We start from the raw sequence: 23,457 nt of genomic DNA, 5'->3' as shown, positions 1-23,457 counted from the left end.
CATTCATTGCAATTGCCTATTCAGATGAATTCTCTCTATTTTTTAACAACTAGCAGAAAAACAGCCCGCCTAACCATGATCTTGGTTATTGTCAAAAGTTTCACGTAGCACAATTTGCAACCTAGCGTGGACTCGCACAAACCAGCGCCACAGTACCACCAGCAAAAGCGCTGCACAGGCTAAAACTGCAATCAACAAATCGACAGGAGGCAGAATACGCCCGCTCAAAGCCGTCACCCATAAAAATACGCCAAACATCGCGATCGCGGGCACAAGCTCAGCCAGCGCATACCGGATACTGGTGGTAAAGCGTCCCGTGACTACAGGCCGCACGCTAATTTCGGCTAATAAGAGCGCCAGCGATTTAAGCTTGCGGTAGATCGCAACTAGAAAAGGCATCGAGATAGCCAGCGCTGCACTCCACCACAAAACGTTTTGGACACGTTCATCGGGCACTCGGGCGTTAACCCAGTCATCGATGCGGATCGCAAAATAAGAAACACCGATAAAAATGGCCGCAACCAGCGCAAGGTTCACCGCAATCTGTAACACAATACTGCGCACCAGTCTAAAGACCGCAGCGTTATCGCCGGTGAGTTGTAAGTTCGATAACCATTGCGCGTAATTAGAAAACAAGCGTACAAACGGCCGGGGCAATATTTCCGCAATGCGTTGCGTCAACGGATCAGCGGCTCGAATCAAATAAGGTGTAAAGAGCGTTGTCAGAGCAGAAACTGCAACCGCAACCGGGTAAAGAAAATCGCTTGTCACATGCAAAGACACGCCCAACGCCGCAATAATGAACGAAAACTCGCCAATTTGCGCCACGCTCATGCCGACTCGCATTGAGGTGCGGCCATCGCAGCCCGCAACGAAAGTGCCAAGTCCACAAGTCAGAATTTTGCCAAACACCACCACGGTTGTAATCACTGCAATCGGCCACGCATAGTCGACCAATGCGCGTAAATCAAGCATCAGCCCGATCGTCACGAAAAAGATTGCGCTAAACATATCGCGTAGCGGCGCAACCACCCGCTCAATCGAATGCAGCGCACGCGATTCAGCCATAATCGCGCCAATTAAGAAGGCCCCAAGTGCAATACTATAACCAAGCTTGAGCACGATTAAGCAAAAACCAAAGCACAAGCCAAGCACCGTAATTAACAACATTTCATCGCGTTTAAAACTCGCCACATATTGTAATAGACGCGGCACCAGCAATAACCCGAGCACCAGCGATACGACCATAAACAACATTAGGCGTGCCAGAGTGATCACGACACTGCCGGCATCTACCGAGCCACTGCTCGCAATTCCGGACAGCAAGGCAATCATCGCAATAGCAAGAATATCCTCAACAATCAGAATGCCAAATACGGTTTGCGCAAAACGTTCACGTTTCAAGCCAAGTTCGTCTAACGCTTTGACAATAATGGTGGTCGATGAAATCGCCAGCATGGCTCCAAGAAAAAGCGCATCCATGGTTTTCCAGCCAAACCAGCAGCCGATTTCATAGCCTAGCCACAACATCAGCACAATCTCTGATAACGCAGCGACAATCGCTGTGGCACCCACTTTGGCAAGCTTGCGCAAACTGAATTCAAGCCCGAGCGAGAACATTAGAAAAACCACGCCAAGCTCACCCAGCGTATGAATCGATGTCTCATCGCCAATTAACTCAAACGGCGGCGTATGGGGCCCAATAATCACCCCTGCAGCAATATAGCCAAGCACAACCGGCTGCTTGAAGCGATGAAAAAGCACAGTAACAATGCCGGCGATCAACATGATCACCGCCAGGTCATGAATAAAACCAATGGTATGCTGCATGCAGTACGTGTCCTTGAAGGCAGATACAATAATATGATTAGACTAAGCCGCAGCGCTAAAATCCAGCGCTCGCTCCCGAACTATAGCTTAAGCGAACAGCCGTTGTGACTTCTTCGCGCTACAATAGTTTTTAATTTAACGACTCCATTTTATCCATTTTCATGAATCCAAGATTTGATTGGCTCCGTTCATCGCGTTTACTCCTGCTCAGCAGTCTAATCAGTGCCGCATTTTTGAGCGGCGCATTCTATCTTCAATTCGTTGAAAACGAAGCCCCGTGTCCATTATGCATCTTGCAACGCTATGCATATCTATGCATAGCGCTTTTTGCGCTAGCAGGAGCTATCGTACGCCATCGTTGCCTTAACTTGGCGCTACGTGTACTCACGCTGCTTGCAACTGCCGGCGGTATTGCTGCCGCTGCGCGCCATATCTGGGTGCTTAAGCATCCATTCTTTAGCTGCGGTTTCGATGTTTTGCGCCCACTTGTCGATAACCTGCCACTGGCCTGGATTTTACCATCAGCATTCACCGTCAGCCGTTTATGTGAAGTACCCTATGCGCCAATTCTTGGATTATCGCTCTCAGCATGGTCATTAATCGGCTATCTGTCGATCCTTGTCTTGATTAGCATTAGCCTCTTTTCATCACATAGGCTTGGCAGCGCAACAAAAAGCTCGTTATAATCGCCCCTCGTGCCGGAATAGCTCAGTTGGTAGAGCAGCGCATTCGTAATGCGAAGGTCGGGGGTTCGACTCCTCTTTCCGGCACCATTTATCCTCAGCAATAGTCACTAAGTCCCTCTGCAAAACCAATTAAAACCATATAGAATAAGGGTTTATCGAGGGTTATGCATCTCCTGTTTCCAACATAAACGCGGAACACAACACAGCTATTCTGTAGGTATGTCCTAGCCAATACCTCTATAGCAATCTTGCCGATGAAGACCCACAACATAAAGGACGCTGGTTGATTCCTGCATTCGCAACCGCTATCCCTGTGCCAGAGTACTCACCGCTACCGTGGCCAGTTTGGCAAAACGCGCAGTGGATACTCTTACCAGATTACCGGAGATATCGTAAGCACTCCATGACTTTTCTATTTATCCCTAAAGAGATTGAATTTGTAGAACGAGTTCTTTTCTTGAGAGAAATTCGGCACCAGTTATTCCCTCCTCATTCAATTCTCCCTCAGGTCAGAATGTTTCGTCGAGCTCTGTTGAAGATAGCAATAATTATTCCTCGATTAATCCATCAAAAATATCATTTTTTCGCTCTAGATCAACAAACAATGCCCTTTTAATGCGAGCGATTTCAGTTTTATTTAAGTCTGAATTTTCCTGAGTCGATACGTTAGCCGCCTTTCCTTTATCAGTTCCAGCGTGCCCTGCACCTAATTGCATAAGCAATGCCTTATTTTGATGGTCTAAATTTTTGGCATTTTCGATCCATGCACCTTCTGCGTTTAGTGTATTTTGCCTTGAAGCCCAATCTAACATAATGGAGCCAATTTGATCTGAGTCATAAGTGACTCGCCAAAGACGAATAGCTTTGTCTGCTGTACCCAGTATGGTTGGACCATCCTGCGTGGGCTGCCACGCGACAGTTTTGACGGTACCAACAAAATTTTTCAGTACTGCTTGACAATCTCCGGTTAGAGTAGACCATAGCCTTACCGTCTTATCCATACTTGCAGACGCTAACCACTGACCATCGCTTGAGAACGCGACACTCGTCACTCCATCCTCATGCCCGTCATACGTGCGCGTTAGAGTTCGTTCGCCCGTGACAGTCCACAGCTTCACCGTCCAATCAATACTTCCAGACGCTAACCACTTACCATCGCTTGAGAATGCGACACTCCTCACATAATTCTTATGCCCGTCATACGTGTACTTTAGAGTCCGTACACCCCAGACAGTCCACAGCCTCACGGTCTTATCATTACTTCCAGACGCTAACCATTGACCATCGGGCGAAAACGCGACACTCATCACGGCATCCTCATGCCCGCTATATGTGTGCACTAGAGTTCTTTCGCCCAAGACACTCCACAGCTTTATCTTCTGATCCCTACTTCCAGACGCTAACCACTGACCATCGCTTGAGAATGCGACACTCAACACTCCACCCTCATGCCCTTTATATGTATGCACTAGAGTTCGTTCGCCCGAGGCATCCCACAGCTTCACCGTCTGATCACCACTTCCAGATGCTAGCCACTGACCATCGCTTGAGAATGCGACACTCGGCACATAAGACTCATGCCCATTATATGTGTGCACTAGAGTTTTTCCGCCCGTGATAGTCCGCAGTTTCACCGTCCAATTAGAATTCCCAGACGCTAACCACTGACCATCGCTTGAGAACGCGATATCCCCCACTCCCCCCTCATGCCCGTCATACGTGTGCGCTAGAGTCCGTGCGCCCGAGATAGTCCACAGCCTCACTGTTTTATCTAAACTTCCAGACACTAACCACTGACTATCGCTTGAGAACACAACACTCATCACTTCATCATCATGCCCGGCATACGTGTGTGCTAAAGTTCGTTCGCCCGTGACAAACCATAGCTTCATCGTCCAATCAGTACTTCCAGATACTAACCACTTACTATCGCTTGAGAACGCGACACTCATCACCTCCCTCTCATGCCCGTCATACGTGTGCACTAGAGTTCGTTCGCCCGTGACAGTCCACAACTTAACCGTACCATCATTACTTCCAGAGGCTAACCACTGACCGTCTCTTGAGAACGCAACACTCATCACGGCCTCCTCATGCCCGTAATACGTGTGCACTAAAGTTCGTTCGCCCGTGACAGTCCACAGCTTAACCGTCCAATCATAACTTCCAGACGCTAACCACTGGCCATCACTTGAGAACGCGATACTCATCACTCCATACTCATGCTCGTCATATGTGTGCGCTGGGGTTCGTTCGCCAGAGACAAACCATAGCTTCACCGTACAATCAGAGCTTCCAGACGCTAACCACTGACCATCACTTGAGAACGCGACACTCGTCACACGAGACTCATGCCCGTCATACGTGTGCACAAGAGATTGATCACCCCAGACATGCCACAGCTTCACCGTACAATCAGAGCTTCCAGACGCTAACCACTGACCATCACTTGAGAACGCGATACTCTCCACGTCATCCTCATGTCCGTCATACGTGTGTATACATTGCAAAACTCCGGTTTCATAGAGCCTAATTTCCTCATCCATTGCTACAGCAAGCCAATGATCATCCGGCGAATAACAACAAGCCATAACCCCACTTTTCATTTCTAAAGCGGGCTTTTCACCCAATTGCAAACCCGCTAAATCTGCCTCAGCGAAATCCGCCAACCGTAGCCATGCTCGGGACAAATCCACATCCCGTAAGTCTGCCCCTTCAAATCGTGTATGGTCAAAAACCCCATTGCTTAAATTGGCGCCACGCACGCGTATCCCGCTAAAATCCTTGCCGTTTAAATATATTCCAGCTTTTACCAAGATTGTCAGCGCATTCGCTGCTCCCTTCTCAAACTGAGTACCTTCTTTCCCTTTAGATTGTTCAATCACGCTTAAAAGCTGGCTTTCTAATTCGGGTTCTTGCCACACGCGTTCCACTAAAAACTGCAATACCGCCGGATCGTTTACGATAGTTAATTTGTTGAACCATGAGGAGGGACTAATCTTGACATGAATGCTAAGCTCTTCCCACAACGCTCGTGCCACAAAATAATCCCGCAAAGACTTATGGATAAATCGATATGCCTTGCCTAAGTCATTCGGCCTGTCCTGGCAGATTAACGGCGCATTCAAGCGCATTAACACCGCGGCAGTATCTTCATCGCTTAATAAGCGCCTCTGCCAATCCAGTTCTGTCAAAGCGTTATTTTTTTTCCATTTCGCATAAGTCGTAGCCAGATAATACGTTATCACTTCCCCTGCCTGGTACATTTCTACCGCCAGTTCCTTGCTAAAGTCCACCCCGAAACCAGCAAACCCTGCTCGCTCTAGAACCTTAAACTCTTTTCTTTCGTTTGAGTCAGGCACCAGTATTTGATTCAACCTCTGTTGCGAGCGATCAAACCAACTTTTTACAAACTGATCATAAATTGTAATTCGGGTAAACCGTTGGCCCTCTGTTTGAGGCGCCCCACTCAACTCAGGCAATACGCTCAAGGTTATTTTCAGCAAAAATGGATTGCTGACCAACTCCTTTAAGTTGGGCTCTTCTAGGGCTTTTCTATAACGTTGCGCGTTCCATAAGGCATGCCGGTGGGTTGCGCTATATCGATCAATATACCGCTTTATCGTTTCCTCCGAAAACGGCGCTAACTGGTACTCCTGCAACGCACTGCGCTCGCCTGACGGATGGAATTTGTATTGATAATTCGGTCCTAAATATTCTGGACGGCTGCTGATAATGATTTTCGCCTCTTGCCAAGCATGCAACTGGTTATCTTTATAAAATACCTGCTGACGATGCTCAATCTCATCAAAGCCATCCAGAATAAGTACAAAACGGTGTTTAGTTTGTAATTCGTTGATCTGTTCCTTCGAGAAACCCTGTGTTTCAAAGAACGCATTGAGCAGATTTTGACTCGGCCCTGACAGACTCGATAACTCTATAAACACCGGAATTGGCACATCCTCTACCCTATCCACCTGGGTATACGCCTCCCACAGGCTGACGGCAAGGTGTCGATTAAAGGTAGATTTGCCCGAGCCAGCCTCTCCCAATAGGAGCAAGACTTTTTTATCCGAATTTAAGAAATCTCGAACTTTGCTCTCTAAATCAAATCTGGTTGAATCATGAAGTGGAATACCTTCAAGCGAGACATAGTTCGCCAGCGCATCTTTAATCTCTCTATCTTGCTGCAAACCCTCTAAGTAGGTGGCTCTTAATTTCTGGATATTTTTCTGCAAGTTGCCTAATAGTTTTTTGACCAGTGAATTTACCCTAGTTTGAATCTTGGCCAGATCCCGTGATTGATCTAACAACCGCGCGTCCACTTTCTGCCAAGCTGGATAAACCTGCTTCACAGTAGAGGCAAGCTGCTTGTGCAAGGCTCTCTCTATCTCATCGAAAATACGGTCTACTAGCTTAACAAACTCAAGTTCGCTAGGTGTTGAAGGCTCACTTTTCAGCCAAGAAATGCAATCGTCGTACCCCTGCCAAAACTTGTTCAGAAACGTTTTAGCCTCATCACTGTCCACTAATAGCCGCTCGATCAGCTTGAACAGTACCCAGTGTCGACTTTGATTCGGATACACTTCTCGCCCCGCTTGGACTTGCGCCTCAAAACGAGGAATATCTCCCATCCGAACCGTGGTCGCTGAAATAAAACCGGGCAGGCAATCATCATAGCCACCTCGAGTTAATGGAACTGGGATAATCCCATGACCATTTTTCAGCCACTCTGCTCGGATTTGCAAAAAAGCCATTTCTGTCAGCACATGATGAAACCCTGCTTTATATCTCGGCTCTTGCGAAAATTCTCTGACTACCTCACGGATAGCCCAAGCCTTCGCTTGTTCACCATCTTTGAGATAAGTTTCTCGATCTTCGCGATAAGCCTCTCGAAGTTGCTTATAAAAATTGTCATAGTCCGGCCATTTTAGATAGCTTCCTAGTACCTCAGAACAACACACCACAACCTTATCAACCGGTTTCACACCGCTTTGCAACCGATCGGGCAGCAAACAGAGCTGATTAGTTAAGATATCCTCTAACTTGCCGTCTTCTTTCAGATCTTCCGGAGAGCTTGAATACGGTTGCCCCATCGGGGTTTGATCGGAATACAACTTGACCCGGATTTTAGATAACTTCTTGATTAAATATCGAGACGTAGAGGCCTCGGCCTTTCCGTGAGTTGAATTATCGTGCGCATATACCAGAAACAGGCTGGGTTTGTTGGACACCTCTAAGGAGCCCAGCGTCGACAACGCCTTTTCAAACAGGTAATCCACCAGCGCGCTTTTTTCCTGGGCAAACGAGGCACCCTGCCGCCGCAAGGGAATTAAGCTAAGTTTTGAAATCCGCCCATGCTCCTCAGAAACTTTTGTTTGATCAAGCTGACTAATATTCCCCTGACTTGCATTTCCGTCATCGGCTAAAATCGAGCGATACTGAACGCTTATTTGGTTGAACAACTCCACTGCCTCAGGCTGCTCTAAATCCATATACCCCGCGTGCTCTAAGGCCTTTTTATAGTTAGCCTCAGCGTTTAATTTATCCCCACACTCGCGCAGAAAATTACCATAATAAAAATGACTCGCTGCAAGCCGCTCTCTTGTTTTTCCTAATTCAGATTTATTATGGGTGCGCCGGAGCAAGTCTTCTGCTTTGCGAATTCCTGCTTCAAAGCATTCCTTTGCTTTATCCAGGTCCCCCAGCCTTTCATGATTGTTCACTTCTTCTTGGAGCCTGCGGGCTGCTGGCAAACCAGAAATTGAGGTTGATGATGTATTGATCACTCTATTACCAAGCCCCATTAATGCATTCAACATTTTCTTCCCTTTATTATTTATTAGAACTGAGTGAATCAAGGACACCCCCTACCCAGAATAAAAGCAGCGTCTTATCTTCCCTTTTGTAGAGAATCAAGCGCACTCACTTAACGAGCCACCAGCTAACTCCATCTCACCAAGAGACCGCTCAGACTCATTAAGATTTCTTTCGCCTCGACAATCTTCTATCGAAGTTTAATGTGCGAAATTTTACTCAAAATTTGCTTCGGAAAGCTAATACCCCACATTCCGCCACCCTCATAAAAAAGCTTGAATTTTGAGTGAGATGCTGTTGTGATATGGGTTTTTGAGAGTTATAGCGAGGTCAATGGTGAAAGGCGAGGTAGACCTCGGCACGCAGGTACTGGATCACCACGGTTTGGTGACGGCAAAATGTCAGGATTGGCGGTTAGCGGAAAGGTGAAGTTGCCCCCCTCTCACGGACAGAAAATGGTTTCCATTAATCAATTGGAAATGGATATGAAATTATTTTGTTATCCGGCATGAACACAAGGCAAAACAGAATCCATCCTGCCAAACTATCGGCATAGGGGGGACCCGAGAGTCCGCCCCTGCCACACCACCCGGCATGCGGGTCCGAACCGGGCGGTTCGAGAAGTTGAGGTCAGGAGAGTTTTGGCATGCCAAGAGCATCAAAGTAGGCAATCGTCAGCACTTTGTTAAGGGCTAAACCACTGTTATGCCACCAGCGACGGCTATTTGCCGCTATTTGACAACAAGAAAAACGCTTTTCATTTGGCGTAAAAATAGCGTAACTTTTGCTACTTTCCTGAACCTTCAAGGCAGGGTGCAACAAATAGCGTGCCGTGATAAATGCCCACCAAGGTGCGCCCTGTAACGATCAGCCAGAAACCGAGCAACATGCAGACGAAAATCGCACCCAGTATGGCAAACAATCCGACCTCCGTGATCCGCGCCAATGTCAATGTTGCCAACGCATAGACGCCGATTGGAAAGGTAAACGCCCACCACCCCATGTTAAAAGGTAATCCTTGCCGCAGATAATGTAAGGTGGTCAAAATTGCGATAACCAACCACCACAAACCATAACCCCACAAGATACAGGCGCCGATGACGCCGGTACTTTCGGCAAGTCGCCCGATATCGATAAGTTCGGGCGCAACCAGAATACGGGGTGCTTGTTCACCCAGTTGCAGCAGACCGAGCGCACCCGTGGCAATCGGGCCCATTGCAAGCCAGCTTGAGACAGCCATATCACGTCCGGGCAATTTATGTAGCACCATACGTAGAAACAAAATGGCCAAGATCCCCAAGGCTGGCAAAACTGAAGTACCCCAAAGCGCATAGCTGAAAAACAAAATAGCGCTAGATGCTGAATTTGCAGGCAAATAGCCCAGCAGCAAACCACCCGATGCAGCGGTCACTTCCGCCGCCACAATCGGCAGCAGCCAAATGGCCGTCATGTTTTGCAGCGTGTGGGTTTGGCGGGTAAACATAAGAAACGGAATCAGCCATGCACAGAGCAGGGCCAGCGCTGCATCCAGCCACCACAGGAGGGTGGCGATCTCGACCGCCGTGTGTCCCCAACGTTCAGTGCCAAAAATCAAGAAACCGTTGAGGATGGTCGCGAGACCCATCGGGATCGCACCAAAAAACATACCCATAGCGCTATGCTGAAAAATACGTTTGGCCCCATCAAAGAAAAATATCCAGCGTGCCGCATACAACAGGCTACACACTATAAATAAGCCTATATTGATAAGCCAAAGCACCTCACCCGTTGCCTTTACCCCATTGATTGGAAAGGGGAAGCGCGCCAATGCCAAGGCAACAATACCTGTACCCATCGTGGCGGTAAACCAATTAGGCGTAAATTGCCGGATCAGTTCACGCGGATGCGACAAGCGATTCAGGGGGAGTGGAATCATCATTAATGCCCTATTGATCAGACTGATATGTAAGGGTCAGAGTATTTCTATTAATTCCAAGACCTTCTTAACCAGAGCATCAATCCCTTGCGCAACCTCTGCGATTGATGCGCCTTCGAGCATATACCCTGGCGTAGTCACCACTTTGTGCCTACTGTCGACCACAATCGCATCCGTCGCACAAATAACATGCTGCCCTCCCGCTTGATCAAGCATTGCCGCCAAATGACTGTCATTACCAATGGTTAGGCTCACTGGCTGCTCTGTCAGATTTTTGAATAATTTAGGGATTAGTGCCGGGGCAATACAGATGAATCCAGTGGGTTTGCCAGCTTTATACATTTTTTGTATTAATTGACTAAGCTCTTGTTCAATAAAGCAATCGCTTCCCTGCGTAGCAAAGTCGCTTAAGTTTTTCGCTACCCCAAAACCACCGGGTAAAACCAGAGCATCTAACAAAGTGTGATCAGCGTCGGAAAGGGCCGTGATTTTACCGCGAGCAATGCGCGCCGCCTCTACCAAAACATTACGATTTTCTGTAGTCGTTTCACCAGATAAGTGACTAATAACATGAAGTTGCTTTTTATCTGGCGCAAAACAAATAGCCTGCGCGCCGGCACGTTCTATGGCCAGTAAAGTTAATACTGACTCATGTATTTCGGCACCATCAAAAACACCACAACCACTTAAAATTACGCCAATTCGTTTCATCACATCTCTCTTTTAATCTGCTGTTCGGTATACATAGGTATTCTTATAGGTAAATTTTATTTATAAATCCAAGTATTGAATACCCCCTATGCCGACACCTATCAAAAAGACGAACCAGGTTCGCGTAGAAATGCCTCTTCTTCGGCACTAGATACTCGCCCCAAAATGGCATTCCGATGCGGATAGCGGCCAAATCGCGTAATCACCTCTGCGTGCTTGCGCGCCCAGGTTAGAGGAGCACTTAGACCTGTTTCAGACTTAAGTACCTCGAACAAGCGCAACGACTCACGCTGGCCATGTACAGACTCATCATGCTCAAACGGCAGATACACAAACCAGCGGTGATAAGGTGTTGGCAAACAGCGATCTTCGGCGCTGCCAAGCAGCGTCAGCGCGACCTCAAGCGCACGCGCATCAGAGGCGAACGCGCGCGCTGTGCCTCGATATAGATTGCGCGAGAATTGATCCAGCAAGACGATCAAAGCACAGGCTCCCAATGGCGTCATTGCCCAGGCATCACATTGTCCAGCCATAGCTCTCTCATGCATGGCCAAAAATCGGCTGCGGATCACGGCATCTATTTCATCAGATTGGCTAAACCATAAGGTACGGTCACCGCCATATTCTGCCGAGCCTGGCGGGCCAAACCAAAAATCCAGCACCTCACGCGCATCTGGCGCAAGTATTGCATGCTCTTGTGCAGCCTCTTCAAGGGATTGCTCGGATTTAGCATTCATCGTGTTTAAGGTTAGTCAGAAAGTTATATTAAATGTCATTATGACCAAATTATTATCCATCTAAAAGCGAAAAGATATGCTATCTCTTTAGCGCCGTCTTTGGTAGACCCATTCAAGGAGCGCATCATGAGCTGCCTGCGCAGCAGGGGCACGTGGATCATTAATCATACTGACAACAATATAGCTATCACCGTTTGCTGCGCTCACATAACCGGCGATAGCGCGCACCTGATCAAGCGTACCGGTTTTGATCCGCGCCCGCCCAACCAGCGGAGTATTGAGCAAGCGATGGCGCATGGTCCCGTCAATACCCACGATCGGCAGTGATTCAACAAAAGCTTGCGCGACCGGGCTTTGATTTGCGACGCGTAATAATGTCGCCAACGAACGCGCACTGACGCGCACTTGATTCGATAAACCGGAGCCATTAGCCATCACCAACTCAGGCATCGCCAGGCCGGTGTGGCGCAGCCACTGTTTAATCGCCTGTACTGATTTGGCGACATCTGCCGGTGGTTTATTGCTTTGTGCACCAATCGTCAAAAAAAGGTTATCCGCCATTGGATTATTTGAGAACTTATTAATATCCTGCACAATCTCAGCCAACACCGGCCCCTTATGAAGCCCGACAGGCCATGCATCAATAGAGTTCCGCCCTTCACGCACACGTCCGCTAAAGGTCCCACCTGACTGTCGCCATAAGGCAAGAAACCCTCTCGCAAAAAACCGGCTGTGATCCAGCAGAGCGACACTTTTAACGCGGGTCCCACAAGCCAATGGGTATTCACCGGCAAACGCTACATGCGTGCTACCGTCGGGCTCAAGTAGTACAAATGGGGCAGCAGCGCTAGGCAGGCCGGAACATAAATTGAGCGTGACTTGCAAAGCATTGGTAATGTGTAATTGCTCAAGCGCAGGCGTAGCCATAATGACCATTGTCCCATCGGCTTGCGGCGTGAGCGTGAAGGTCAACGACTTGAAAGCATATAATAAGGGATCGGGGCCAACGTTATACGGCGCACCCGCTTTCTCATCAAACCACTTGACATAACGTGTCGAGTCGGCAAAGTAACTTTTATCAAGAACCAAATCTCCCTCTATACTGACTACCCCTGCATGACGGATTTGCTCAACAAGGTCAATTAACTCTTCGGGAATCAGCTTAGGATCTCCACTGCCTTTGATATACAAATTGCCCTGTAGCGCCCCCTTTTTAAGGTCGCCATCAACATAGGCTTTAGTCTGCCAGTGAAAATCCGCACCTAATATGGAGAGCCCGGCAAAAGTGGTCACGAGCTTCATCGTCGAGGCAGGAATCATCGCCCGCCTGGCGTTAACCGAGAGCAACGGCCGCACAGCTCCAATGCGCTCGACCACCACACTCATCGAAGACGGCATCACGCCGGCCTGACGTAAAGCAGCCCTTACGGTAGCAGGCAATGTTGTAGCAGTCGTGATAGAGGGTTGGGTGGAGGGCGGCCGCGCGCGCACATCGCAAGACATACTTGCAATTGTGCCTACGCAGACTAACGCAAGCATAAGAGCCGCACCACGAATCTGATGCAATTGACCTCTTCACCGGCCTAAAGACCGGCGGCTCCTAAACTGGGGTGCGTGTTTATATTACAGATACCCATGGTGGTGAAGTACGACACGCTGATACGCTCATGATTCCGACAAATTAAAAGCTGCGGCAGCCCGGCCCAAGCGGTCATTGAGCGCCGCCCACTCCGGTTCGGCGGGTAGTTGTTCGATCAAAATACGCTCTGCGTCAGTATTTTCCAATGTGCGCAGCAGGCTATATAACTCATGCGCATAGGCATGGGGTTCTTCAGCGGCCGCAATGATACGCACTTCAGCACACTCCGCCCATTGCACGGCACACCGCGCGGCTAACCGTGCCCGCGCCACGACCGCGACAGATTCGCCGTGATGGCGGCGGCTAAGAGCTTGCATCATCTCATCTGCCGTCAATAAAGCCAATGGTATGCGCGGTGCGTAATGCGCACGTAACGTACCTGATACGCGTGGTGCGCGCTCGCCGCTGCTGGCATGAAGCAACGCTTTTTTTCCTTCTTTTGCTGGTGCTTCATTGGGTTGCACTGGCAATTGTGGCATCTCCCCCAACACGGCCGCCAGCTGCTCAGCGCTAATTTCCCCGGGGCGCAACAGCGCGGGAAAACCGCGCGACAAATCTAAAATAGTGGATTCAATACCCACCTCACATGCCCCGCCATCGAGTACGGGTATTGCCGCCCCAAATTCATCATAGACATGTTGGGCACACGTTGGGCTGACACGGCCAAAGCGATTAGCGGAAGGTGCCGCCACCCCACCCTGCCCGCCACTACGCAGGCCGCCTGGCCCGCGAAAAGCACGTAACAGCACCTGCGCGATTGGATGCGAAGGACAGCGCAGCCCAATTGACGCCTGGCCGCCACTCACCGCATCTGGGATATGGGCAGCACGCGGCAGAATCAATGTCAACGGCCCAGGCCAAAATGCATCAATCAACGCGCGAGCACTCAGCGGGAGCGCTCCGCTTACCCAGTAAGCAAGATCTGCATTGGGAGCCAGATGCACAATCACCGGATGATTGCGTGGGCGGCCTTTAGCGGTATAAATACGCGCAATAGCTGCAGGGTTTTCCGCATCAGCGCCAAGACCGTAGACGGTCTCAGTTGGAAACGCGAGCAACTCCCCCCTTTCCAGCAAGTGGGCCGCCTGCGCAATACCGCTTTCGTCAACGGGCAAAGCCGTAGGCGGGCAACGCCCGGAATCAGATAGGGTGAATTTAGACAAGAGGTTATCGTGCACGGCCGAAACCTCCTGATTTGAATAGGAAAACAAAATTGAAAAAAACGCTCAACACAGTATTGCAAATAGAAAAAGTACTCATTAGCCCACAATACCATGAATTCTACTTCCAGCGGTGTCTGTGAGAGGCGGGTGAGAGTTAACCAAAGTAAGCTATCAGCTATCAATGTACTACACAATGACGGTTGCTCTAAATGGAAGCCTACCAGCGCTGAAATCAGCGGTCTAGTAGATGTGCATCACGATCATTTGATGAGTAATGGCAGTTGAAAAATAGACATTCAGCGCATAAAGTGGAACAGAATGATGAAATTAAATCAACAAACGATGTACGAGCGTAGTGTTGCCAAAGACCAAACTTATGACGGACGGTTTTTCACTGGGGTGCTCACCACCGGCATTTACTGTTTGCCATCATGCCCTGCGCGCAAACCTAAGTTTGACAATGTCCGCTTCTTTGCGAGTGAAGCGGAAGCGATTGCTGCGGGCTTACGCGCCTGCAAGCGGTGTCGCCCAGATCTTTTTGCACGTGGCATGCGTTGGGATGAGGCCTTATATGAAGGCTTAATCGAACGGGTGCGCGCTGAGCCTAGCGCATTTAAGGATGTGAATAGTCTCGCCGCAACCGCGGGCATTGGCATCACCAATTTAGCTGAACTCATCCGCACTCACGCTCATCTAACGCCGGCGGCGCTATTGCGCCAAGAGCAAATTGCTTTCGCTTGTCAACGGTTAATTGATTCAAATGAGCGGGTGATCGATCTTGCTCATGAAGCAGGTTTTGAGAGCGAGGCCACCTTCCATCGGCAGTTTCTGGCCACGACTGCAATGACACCAGGCGCCTATCGGGCTTTACGCGAGTCAAAGAGTTTTTTACTGCAACTACCGGCAGACTTTCGGACAATTGATGTGCTTCGTTACCATGGACGAGATCGCGATGGCACCTTTGAACAAGTCTGCGGTCAACAGATCTCTATTCCACTCAAATTCAACAACTTATTAGTGAAGCTCAAGCTCACCGTGCAAACGCCAGGCGCCTGGTGTGAAGTTGAATATGATGGCGCACCTTCGCCGCAAACAATGGTTAAAGCACATGTTATCGCTATGCGTATGTTAGGTTTATATAGTGACAGCGCCAGTTTTGAGGCGAGAGCGAATAAACAAGAATATGTGCGAACGCTCGTTGCGAATCACCGCGGCCTACGCATTCCTCTAGCGCCAGGCGCTTTTGAGGCGCTCGTATGGGCAATCATCGGACAGCAAATTAATCTAGCTTTCGCGGTACAACTACGGCGAGCTCTGATCAAACACGCAGGTGACCCAGTTGGCACAGGTGGTCAATATACTCATCCATCACCCGAGCGCATTGCTGCGATGGACCCCTCTGAATTAACCGCGTTACGTTATTCACGCTCTAAAGCAGAGTATTTGATTAATGCTGCGCAAACAGTCTGCTCAGGGCTATTGCCATTAGAACGCTTAGCGCAAGGCTCGGCTCAAGTCGCAGACCGAACCCTACGCAGTCTACGCGGTCTGGGACCATGGACCACGCACTACACTTTAATGCGTGGTTTAGGGTTAGCCGATTGCGTGCCAGCTGGCGACAGTGGTTTGGCGACAGGACTACAACGCCTGCATCAATTACCACAGAGGCCAAGCGTAGAGCAGATGGCAGCCCTAATGGCCCCCTTCGCCCCCCATCGCAGCCTCGCTACCTGCCATGTTTGGGCCAGCTTAGCGACTCAAGCATAAGGAGAGAGACCATGCAACCTCAAACACATTATTTTGGCGGGCAATTCTCGACCCCACTTGGACAAATGACAGCCATCGTCACAACCGAAGGCGCTTTAGTTCGGCTTGGATTTGCCGGAGAAACACGAGCCGCGCGCCGTTTACTGCAGGGGATTGATGTCGAATGGCAAAACACCAAAACTGCCTTTGTTCAGCAGCAAATTGAGGAATATTTCGAAGGCCGCCGGCAAAAGTTTGACCTGCAACTTGCGCCACTAGGCACGGCTTTTCAACTTCGCGTTTGGCGGCAACTCACTGCTATTCCATACGGTACAACCCTGAGTTATGGCGAGCTAGCCCGTACCCTAGACCGCCCAACAGCGGCACGCGCAGTAGGCGCTGCCAATGGCGCCAACCAGATTGCTGTGATTGTACCTTGCCACCGAGTCATTGGAGCCAGTGGTAGTCTGACTGGCTATGCAGGCGGGCTCGACGTAAAACATGCCTTACTTACGCTAGAAAAAGCTCATTTAAATTAGACATTTGGTCTAGTATTCATCATTGTTTGGTCGTGACAGAATGTTTGGCATTCTTCACCCGTTGGCGGTAAGCCAACCAACCAGACAATCGTTAGATGAGTCACTTATCGATGCCACATGATGGATTGTTTAAGCTCTTCTTGATGGATGTAGACATCGCCAAAGAGTTTTTGCAAATTCACTTATCTCATTCTGTGCAACAACAGTTTGATTTTGATACTTTAACGCTTGCTCCAGGTGCATTTGTTGAAAATGATTTAAGCCAGCATTACTGCGATATCGTTTATTCGATCCGTGTAATGAACGAGCACAGCTCAGCGTATATTTTGCTTGAACACGAAAGCGCAGTGGGTAAGCTCACCCCATTTAAACTATGGCGCTACCAAAGCGCGCTCATGAAACAACACCTTAACCAAGGTAATACGTTATTGCCTGTCGTGCTGCCGATCATTTTCTATCGAGGCGCAGGGTCTTATCGAGGTCCGCTCAGCCTCTTAGAATGTTTTAGGGATAAGACTTTAGCACAAAAAATATTAGCATTAACCAAGCCCATTCAGTTGATTGCTTTATCAGCAATACCAGACAATATCTTAATGGCACATAAGCGTTGTGCAGCATTAGAACTAGCGCAAAAACACATTTATAGCTGGGATCTGAAACAACTTGTGCCTAAGATTTTTGAGCTTTTTGACCGCTATCCACTAGCCATTGAAAAGAGACAAGGACTACTATATTATTTAGCAAAAGAAGGGCATGGAATGGATAAGCAGTTTGTCCAATTTATGATTAACACCGCACCACATTACCGGGAGGACATTATGTCTGCTGCGCAATATTTAATTGAAGAAGGCCGACAAAAAGGCCGTCAGGAAGGCCGTCAAGACGCTATGCTTGAAACAGCTAAAAATATGTTAACAGGAGGTGCAGCCTTTGATTTTATCAAGCAAGTCACGAAACTTTCTGACGATACAATCACCGCTCTCATGCCAGAAAATTAATCACACCGTATGTGCTAATCAAACGGATATTGTCCATGCGCTTTAGTTGATATCATTTGTAGCAGCTGCGCGCTTTCACACGCGGCAGCAGAGGCCTCGTCCAATGTTGCCGCAACAAGCGTTAAATGACCCATTTTACGGGCTGGACGCGCTTCCTCTTTCGCATAAAGATGGAGCCGTGCCGCTGGCAATGCAATCACCTCATGCCATGGTGGCATTTGATTACACCCACCTCCAGCAAACCAAAGATCCCCCAGCAGATTCAGCATAACCGCGGCCGAATGTTGCCGCGTGTCACCTAATGGCAGCCCCGTCATTGCGCGTACTTGCTGCTCAAATTGGCTGGTAGCGCAAGCATCTACCGTGTAATGACCGGAGTTGTGTGGGCGCGGAGCCATTTCATTGGCTAATAACGAGCCATCTTCCAGCACAAAGAATTCAACACATAAAACCCCCACATAGCGCAGTTGCTCAGCAATCGCCAAAGCTGTGCACGTTGCAGCGTCGACTAGTGCTGGCGGCACATTTGGCGCCGGGGCAATCGTTTGCATTAAGATTCCATGCTGATGCGTATTGCATACCAGTGGGTAAACAGCGGTTGCACCATTTACGCTGCGGGCAATTAGCGTAGAGACTTCATAAGCAATCGGTACCTGTTTTTCAAGCACGCAGGCCACCTCGCCAAGCTCAGCATAAGCACGCTGCAGTTCGACTGCGCTTGCAATCTTAATTTGGCCTTTGCCATCGTAGCCCAGGCGGGCGGTTTTTAAAATGCCCGGCAAAACTGAAGTAAGCTGTTCATGACTGAACTGCGCCAGCCTATCTGCCGACTCTATGATGAGGTGAGGCGCAACCGCTACCCCACAGCTTTCCATAAAACGCTTTTCTGCAATCCGATCTTGCGCAATCGCAACACAGTGACTCGCCGGGCTAACATAGGTTGTGCGCGCTAGGTGCTCAAGGCTTGCCGCTGGCACGTTTTCAAACTCGGTGGAAATCGCCGCGCATAGCTGAGCAAACTCAGCCAGCACTGCCTGATCCTCGTAAGCCGCGCACAAATGACGATCCGCTACTGCGCCTGCTGGACTCGCTGGATTAGGGTCCAGCACCGCTACCCGGTAACCCATTGTTTGGGCCGCAAAACAAAACATGCGGCCAAGCTGGCCGCCACCCAGTATGCCAAGCCAGGCACCGGGCAAAATTGGAAAGCTAGGAGCAAACATTAGAGATTAGGTAGTGTTGCAGCACACGCAGCATCGTGTTGTCGCTGGCGGAATAGTTCGAGTTTGCGGGTAAATTCAGCAGAAACATTGGCCAATAGCGCAATGGCAAATAAGGCCGCATTGGCCGCGCCTGCTTCGCCGATCGAGAAAGTAGCAACCGGCACGCCCTTTGGCATTTGTACAATTGAATGGAGCGAATCGACGCCTCTCAGATATTGACTTGGCACCGGCACGCCCAGTACCGGTACCGTGGTTTTTGCGGCGAGCATACCCGGCAAATGTGCCGCGCCCCCAGCTCCGGCAATAATCGCCACCAGTGAGCGCGCGCGCGCATTCTGTGCATAAGCCAGCATCTCGTCAGGCATACGGTGTGCGGAAAGAACTTGAGCTTCATACGGCACATCAAACTCTTTTAGAATTTGCACCGCATGCCGCATGACGTCCCAGTCCGAGGCTGAACCCATTACCACGCCTATCAATGGCGGCTGTCGCTGGTCATTTTCCATCTGCTTAAGCCTTGCATAGCTGATTAAATTTCGCCCGTTAAACGCTCGAGCGCTTCGTGATATTTGGCGGCTGTTTTTTCGATCACCGCGGCCGGCAATGTAGGAGCAGGCGGAGTCTTTGACCAAGACTGCGTCTCGAGCCAATCGCGCACAAACTGTTTATCAAACGAGGGAGGATTTTCACCAACCTGGTATTGGTCAGCCGGCCAGAAGCGCGATGAATCGGCAGTGAGCACTTCGTCCATTAAGTGCAAAACGCCATTTTCGTCTAAGCCAAATTCAAATTTGGTGTCTGCAATGATAATGCCGCGCGTTGCCGCATATTCTGCCGCTTCACGGTAAAGTAACAAGCTAAGATCACGAATTTGCGATGCCAAGGTAGTCCCAATCAAGGCTTCAACTGCAGCAAAAGAGATATTCTCGTCATGCTCGCCAAGATTGGCTTTGGCCGCTGGCGTGAAGATCGGCTGCGGCAACTGTTGCGCATTTTTCAAGCCAACCGGTAACGCAACCCCACATACCGCTCCAGTTGCTTGGTAATCTTTCCAGCCACTTCCTGCCAGATAACCGCGCACAACCGCTTCAATCAAAATCGGCGTTAAGCGCTTAGCGACTACCGCACGGCCTTTGACTTGCGCAACTTCGTCAGAGGCCACGACGGACTCAGGCGCAACCCCTGTTAAGTGATTGGGGACATGATGCGCAAACCGCGCAAACCAGAAATTTGACATCTGGTTAAGGACGTATCCTTTCCCAGGAATCGGCTCATTGAGCACAACGTCAAACGCCGAAATACGGTCAGTCGTGATAATCAGCAGTTGATCCCGGCCAACCGCATAATTGTCGCGGACTTTGCCGCAGCCTAACAGGTTCAGCGAAGACAACGAAGATTGATAAAGTGTAGGTGACGGCATAAGAAGTATTTTTTTCGACTGGTGAGCACGCGCGTTAATTTTTACTGCACCTGTTGCGTCAGTTCGCCTTTTTGATAACGTTGAGCCATTTTTTCAAGCGGTGCTGGCTTGATTTTGCTAGCCTGCCCTTCACAGCCAAAAGCGAGATAGCGGGCTTTGCAGATCGCTTGCGCGGCGGCGCGAGCGGGCTTGAGATAGTCGCGTGGATCGAATTTGCTCGGGTTTTCAGCCAGAAAGCGTCGAACCGCACCCGTCATAGCCAGCCGTAGATCGGTATCAATATTGATTTTGCGCACACCGTGGCGGATCCCTTCTTGAATCTCTTCAACCGGCACGCCATAAGTTTGTTGCATCTCGCCGCCAAACTCTCGGATTTCGGCCAACAATTCCTGTGGCACCGACGATGAGCCATGCATGACTAAATGCGTATTGGGCAGGCGGCGGTGAATTTCTTTGATGCGTTCAATGGCCAGGATATCGCCGGTCGGCTTTTTGGTGAATTTATACGCGCCGTGCGAAGTGCCGATAGCAATCGCCAGTGCGTCACATTGAGTTTGACTAACAAAATCAGCCGCTTGCTCTGGATTAGTCAATAATTGCTCACGACTCATCGCACATTCAGCGCCATGACCGTCTTCTTTATCGCCGCGCATGGTCTCTAACGAGCCCAAACAGCCTAACTCTGCCTCTACGGTCACACCGATTGCATGGGCCAAATCGACGACTTTTTTTGAAACTGCCACATTATATTCATAAGAGGCAATCGTTTTGCCATCTTCATGCAGTGAACCATCCATCATCACGCTGGTAAAGCCGCTACGAATGGCCGCCAAGCAGACTGCTGGCGATTGGCCATGATCTTGATGCATAACCACTGGCAGATGAGGGTAGGCTTCGACTGCAGCTTCAATTAAATGGCGCAAAAAGGCTTCGCCAGCATATTTACGAGCGCCTGCTGACGCTTGCATGATCACTGGCGCATTGACCTCATCAGCCGCTGCCATAATCGCTTGCACTTGTTCCAAGTTATTCACATTAAAGGCCGGCAGTCCATAGCCTTCTTCAGCGGCATGGTCAAGCAATTGGCGCATTGATACGAGAGGCACTTGCTTTCTCCTTAATTCAAAATAATAAAATGATGTTTACGCATCACTAACTTGCGCGATTTTCGTGGTATTCATACCAGCGTCTGTTCCATAGACTAACCTCACCGTGCGTATAAATCAGGTGGGGACAATGGTCATAACTAAGTGGCACAATACATAAGTAGTCATCCGGTTCCAGATACTGAGCGCGTCATGAGTACCTCTACAGCAGGCAGTGCTTTACCTTCAAGAAACTCAAGAAAAGCGCCGCCGCCAGTCGAAATATAATCTATTTGATCAGAGATACCGTATTTTGCGATCGCGGCTAGTGTATCGCCCCCCCCTGCGATTGAAAACGCATCAGAGGTTGCAATCGCTTGCGCCAGCGCTTTTGTACCGTCACTGAAGGCATCAAACTCAAACACGCCCACTGGCCCATTCCATACTATCGTACCGGCCTTAGCCAGCAGCGCCGTCAGTTGGCTCATGCTAGCTGGGCCCAGATCGAGAATTAAGTCATCTTCAGCCACCGCGTGCGCCGGTTTGATTTCAGGTGGCGCACTGGCGCTAAATGTTTTTGCAGTCACCACATCCAGCGGAATAGGTACTGATGCGCCACGTTGCTGCATCAATTCCATGATTGCCTTAGCTTCACTCAGTAAATCAGCTTCAGCCAGCGATTTGCCAATCGGCAAACCAGCCGCCAGCAAAAACGTATTCGCAATGCCGCCGCCCACAATCAGTTGGTCAACCTTATGTGCCAGTGACTTCAAAATGGTGAGTTTGGTCGATACTTTTGAACCTGCAACGATTGCCACTAACGGCCGCTTGGGTTGTTCAAGCGCGCGTGCAAGCGCACTTAATTCACCAGCAAGGAGAGGCCCCGCGGCTGCGATTGGCGCATATTTTGCGATGCCATGCGTTGATGCTTGGGCGCGATGTGCCGTGCCAAATGCATCATTAATATAAATATCGCACAGCGCCGCCATTTTCTGGGCGAGTGTGTCCGAATTCTTTTTTTCTCCTAGGTTTGCCCGGCAATTTTCTAGTAAAACCAACTGCCCCGGAGCAAGCTCAACGCCTTCTTCGACCCAATCACGGATCAATGGCACAGTACGGCCAAGGAGTTCACCTAACCGTTGGGCAACAGCCGCTAAAGAATCTTCCGGTTTAAGTTGGCCTTCAATGGGCCGGCCCAGGTGAGAGGTCACCATAACCGCCGCACCTGCAGCCAAGGCTGCAGTCATAGCGGGTATAGAAGCACGGATGCGAGTATCGTCGGTGATCTGACCGGCTGCATCGCGCGGCACATTGAGATCAGCACGGATAAACACCCGCTTGCCAGTCAGTTTACCAGCAGCAATCAAATCAGTAAGGCACAGAATTTGGGGCATGGAGAGCACAGCGCAGATAAAATCCGCAGAAAATCAGAAAGACAATAAGGTAAAGCAGGATGCATACCAATACGTTCGGCAAAAAACTAATAGGCTCGCCGGGGAAATTCCGCATTGTACCCACTATACGAAAAAACCTCCAGCCTGTAAAAATTCCCCCGTGAGAAACCCCGCTCAGCGCCGGCTATCGCCATCCCAATCACTCTTTCGTTATACGCTAAATAAATGGCATAACACCTGATTTATAATAGCCAGCCTAAATATTAAATCGCGGCACTCAGGAGCCGCTTTATGGCGGGTCAAAATCCTCAATATGCACACTGGCTCACGCCAATTTAAAGAGAATCACAGATGACGCAAATACCACTGCTTGAAGTTAATATAGACGAACTCCCAATGTATTGTCCGAATCCCCAAATGCCTCACTGGAGTTCGCACCCACGTGTTTTTATCGACCTGAGCCATGGCGAGGCGAGTTGCCCCTATTGCGGTACACGTTATGTACTGCGCCATAGCGAAGTGATTACCCGCCTGGCTTAGCCGCTCATCCTTTA

General features: G+C 49.5%; 17 protein-coding genes, 1 tRNA gene and 1 pseudogene. 6 read left to right on the top strand and 13 right to left on the bottom strand.

Annotation, left to right across the window (positions count from 1 at the left end):
* Positions 1-69 precede the first annotated feature (69 nt).
* Positions 70-1,830: a cation:proton antiporter gene (locus NQD60_RS02065; RefSeq protein ID WP_257100863.1), complete on the bottom strand. Its 1,761-nt coding sequence runs from the start codon at positions 1,828-1,830 to the stop codon at positions 70-72.
* Between the two features lie 161 nt (positions 1,831-1,991).
* On the opposite strand from NQD60_RS02065, the gene NQD60_RS02060 reads away from it, so the two are divergent.
* Positions 1,992-2,516, top strand: a complete 525-nt coding sequence (locus tag NQD60_RS02060; RefSeq protein WP_257100862.1) for a disulfide bond formation protein B — start codon at positions 1,992-1,994, stop codon at positions 2,514-2,516.
* Positions 2,517-2,527: 11 nt separating this feature from the next.
* A tRNA-Thr gene (locus NQD60_RS02055) sits at positions 2,528-2,603 on the top strand.
* 461 nt (positions 2,604-3,064) lie between these two features.
* Here the strand turns inward: NQD60_RS02055 and NQD60_RS02050 are convergent.
* The 7 genes and pseudogenes from NQD60_RS02050 to NQD60_RS02020 form a co-directional block, all read right to left on the bottom strand.
* Positions 3,065-8,338: an NACHT domain-containing protein gene (locus NQD60_RS02050; RefSeq protein ID WP_257100861.1), complete on the bottom strand. Its 5,274-nt coding sequence runs from the start codon at positions 8,336-8,338 to the stop codon at positions 3,065-3,067.
* A 625-nt stretch (positions 8,339-8,963) separates the two neighbouring features.
* Positions 8,964-9,071 (bottom strand): annotated as a pseudogene (locus NQD60_RS02045) (group II intron reverse transcriptase/maturase); the annotation flags it as partial.
* 49 nt (positions 9,072-9,120) lie between these two features.
* On the bottom strand, positions 9,121-10,251 hold the full coding sequence (locus NQD60_RS02040) for a TDT family transporter (RefSeq protein WP_257100860.1): 1,131 nt from the start codon (positions 10,249-10,251) through the stop codon (positions 9,121-9,123).
* A gap of 33 nt (positions 10,252-10,284) precedes the next feature.
* On the bottom strand, positions 10,285-10,959 hold the full coding sequence (gene elbB / locus NQD60_RS02035) for an isoprenoid biosynthesis glyoxalase ElbB (RefSeq protein WP_257100859.1): 675 nt from the start codon (positions 10,957-10,959) through the stop codon (positions 10,285-10,287).
* A gap of 101 nt (positions 10,960-11,060) precedes the next feature.
* Entirely contained in the window at positions 11,061-11,696 is a 636-nt protein-coding gene (locus tag NQD60_RS02030) for a DUF924 family protein (protein WP_257100858.1), read from the bottom strand.
* Between the two features lie 87 nt (positions 11,697-11,783).
* Positions 11,784-13,262: a D-alanyl-D-alanine carboxypeptidase/D-alanyl-D-alanine-endopeptidase gene (gene dacB / locus NQD60_RS02025; protein WP_257100857.1), complete on the bottom strand. Its 1,479-nt coding sequence runs from the start codon at positions 13,260-13,262 to the stop codon at positions 11,784-11,786.
* A gap of 99 nt (positions 13,263-13,361) precedes the next feature.
* Entirely contained in the window at positions 13,362-14,450 is a 1,089-nt protein-coding gene (locus NQD60_RS02020; protein ID WP_257101233.1) for an L-threonylcarbamoyladenylate synthase, read from the bottom strand.
* 366 nt (positions 14,451-14,816) lie between these two features.
* Between NQD60_RS02020 and NQD60_RS02015 the strand changes: the two genes are divergently transcribed.
* From NQD60_RS02015 to NQD60_RS02000, 3 genes are all read left to right on the top strand, one after another.
* Positions 14,817-16,265, top strand: coding sequence for a DNA-3-methyladenine glycosylase 2 family protein (locus tag NQD60_RS02015; RefSeq protein WP_257100856.1), 1,449 nt, complete (start codon positions 14,817-14,819; stop codon positions 16,263-16,265).
* Positions 16,266-16,276: 11 nt separating this feature from the next.
* Positions 16,277-16,783 (top strand): methylated-DNA--[protein]-cysteine S-methyltransferase, encoded by a 507-nt coding sequence (locus NQD60_RS09125; protein ID WP_306438077.1) that lies wholly within the window; start codon positions 16,277-16,279, stop codon positions 16,781-16,783.
* Positions 16,784-16,878: 95 nt separating this feature from the next.
* Positions 16,879-17,781: an Rpn family recombination-promoting nuclease/putative transposase gene (locus NQD60_RS02000; RefSeq protein WP_257100855.1), complete on the top strand. Its 903-nt coding sequence runs from the start codon at positions 16,879-16,881 to the stop codon at positions 17,779-17,781.
* Positions 17,782-17,795: 14 nt separating this feature from the next.
* Here the strand turns inward: NQD60_RS02000 and NQD60_RS01995 are convergent, their stop codons facing one another.
* The 5 genes from NQD60_RS01995 to NQD60_RS01975 all read right to left on the bottom strand — a co-directional run bounded on the left by NQD60_RS01995 (position 17,796) and on the right by NQD60_RS01975 (position 22,903).
* Positions 17,796-19,004, bottom strand: a complete 1,209-nt coding sequence (locus NQD60_RS01995) for a 5-(carboxyamino)imidazole ribonucleotide synthase (protein WP_257100854.1) — start codon at positions 19,002-19,004, stop codon at positions 17,796-17,798.
* Positions 19,004-19,510: a 5-(carboxyamino)imidazole ribonucleotide mutase gene (gene purE / locus NQD60_RS01990; protein WP_257100853.1), complete on the bottom strand. Its 507-nt coding sequence runs from the start codon at positions 19,508-19,510 to the stop codon at positions 19,004-19,006. The genes NQD60_RS01995 and purE overlap by 1 nt, the downstream gene beginning before the upstream one ends.
* A 23-nt stretch (positions 19,511-19,533) precedes the next feature.
* Entirely contained in the window at positions 19,534-20,424 is an 891-nt protein-coding gene (locus NQD60_RS01985) for a phosphoribosylaminoimidazolesuccinocarboxamide synthase (protein WP_257100852.1), read from the bottom strand.
* 41 nt (positions 20,425-20,465) lie between these two features.
* A complete protein-coding gene (gene fba, locus NQD60_RS01980) occupies positions 20,466-21,530 on the bottom strand; it encodes a class II fructose-bisphosphate aldolase (protein ID WP_257100851.1) in 1,065 nt (354 codons plus the stop codon).
* A 164-nt stretch (positions 21,531-21,694) separates the two neighbouring features.
* Positions 21,695-22,903 (bottom strand): phosphoglycerate kinase, encoded by a 1,209-nt coding sequence (locus NQD60_RS01975; protein WP_257100850.1) that lies wholly within the window; start codon positions 22,901-22,903, stop codon positions 21,695-21,697.
* A 351-nt stretch (positions 22,904-23,254) separates the two neighbouring features.
* Here NQD60_RS01975 and NQD60_RS01970 point away from each other — a divergent pair, with 351 nt between their 5' ends.
* Entirely contained in the window at positions 23,255-23,443 is a 189-nt protein-coding gene (locus NQD60_RS01970) for a zinc-finger domain-containing protein (RefSeq protein WP_223693642.1), read from the top strand.
* The last annotated feature ends 14 nt before the right edge of the window (positions 23,444-23,457 follow it).

This window comes from Mycoavidus sp. SF9855 (assembly GCF_024582735.1).
In the GTDB taxonomy this organism is placed as follows: Bacteria; Pseudomonadota; Gammaproteobacteria; order Burkholderiales; family Burkholderiaceae; genus Mycoavidus.
Note: the sequence above shows the minus strand (reverse complement) of the source record. Positions and strands in the feature narration are given on the sequence as shown.

Coding starts and splice junctions, on each gene's coding strand:
- NQD60_RS02065 (WP_257100863.1), bottom strand. CDS start 1,830: ATGCAGCATACCATTGGTTTTATTCATGACCTGGCGGTGATCATGTTG.
- NQD60_RS02060 (WP_257100862.1), top strand. CDS start 1,992: ATGAATCCAAGATTTGATTGGCTCCGTTCATCGCGTTTACTCCTGCTC.
- NQD60_RS02050 (WP_257100861.1), bottom strand. CDS start 8,338: ATGTTGAATGCATTAATGGGGCTTGGTAATAGAGTGATCAATACATCA.
- NQD60_RS02040 (WP_257100860.1), bottom strand. CDS start 10,251: ATGATGATTCCACTCCCCCTGAATCGCTTGTCGCATCCGCGTGAACTG.
- elbB (WP_257100859.1), bottom strand. CDS start 10,959: ATGAAACGAATTGGCGTAATTTTAAGTGGTTGTGGTGTTTTTGATGGT.
- NQD60_RS02030 (WP_257100858.1), bottom strand. CDS start 11,696: ATGAATGCTAAATCCGAGCAATCCCTTGAAGAGGCTGCACAAGAGCAT.
- NQD60_RS02015 (WP_257100856.1), top strand. CDS start 14,817: ATGATGAAATTAAATCAACAAACGATGTACGAGCGTAGTGTTGCCAAA.
- NQD60_RS09125 (WP_306438077.1), top strand. CDS start 16,277: ATGCAACCTCAAACACATTATTTTGGCGGGCAATTCTCGACCCCACTT.
- NQD60_RS02000 (WP_257100855.1), top strand. CDS start 16,879: ATGAGTCACTTATCGATGCCACATGATGGATTGTTTAAGCTCTTCTTG.
- NQD60_RS01995 (WP_257100854.1), bottom strand. CDS start 19,004: ATGTTTGCTCCTAGCTTTCCAATTTTGCCCGGTGCCTGGCTTGGCATA.
- purE (WP_257100853.1), bottom strand. CDS start 19,510: ATGGAAAATGACCAGCGACAGCCGCCATTGATAGGCGTGGTAATGGGT.
- NQD60_RS01985 (WP_257100852.1), bottom strand. CDS start 20,424: ATGCCGTCACCTACACTTTATCAATCTTCGTTGTCTTCGCTGAACCTG.
- NQD60_RS01975 (WP_257100850.1), bottom strand. CDS start 22,903: ATGCCCCAAATTCTGTGCCTTACTGATTTGATTGCTGCTGGTAAACTG.
- NQD60_RS01970 (WP_223693642.1), top strand. CDS start 23,255: ATGACGCAAATACCACTGCTTGAAGTTAATATAGACGAACTCCCAATG.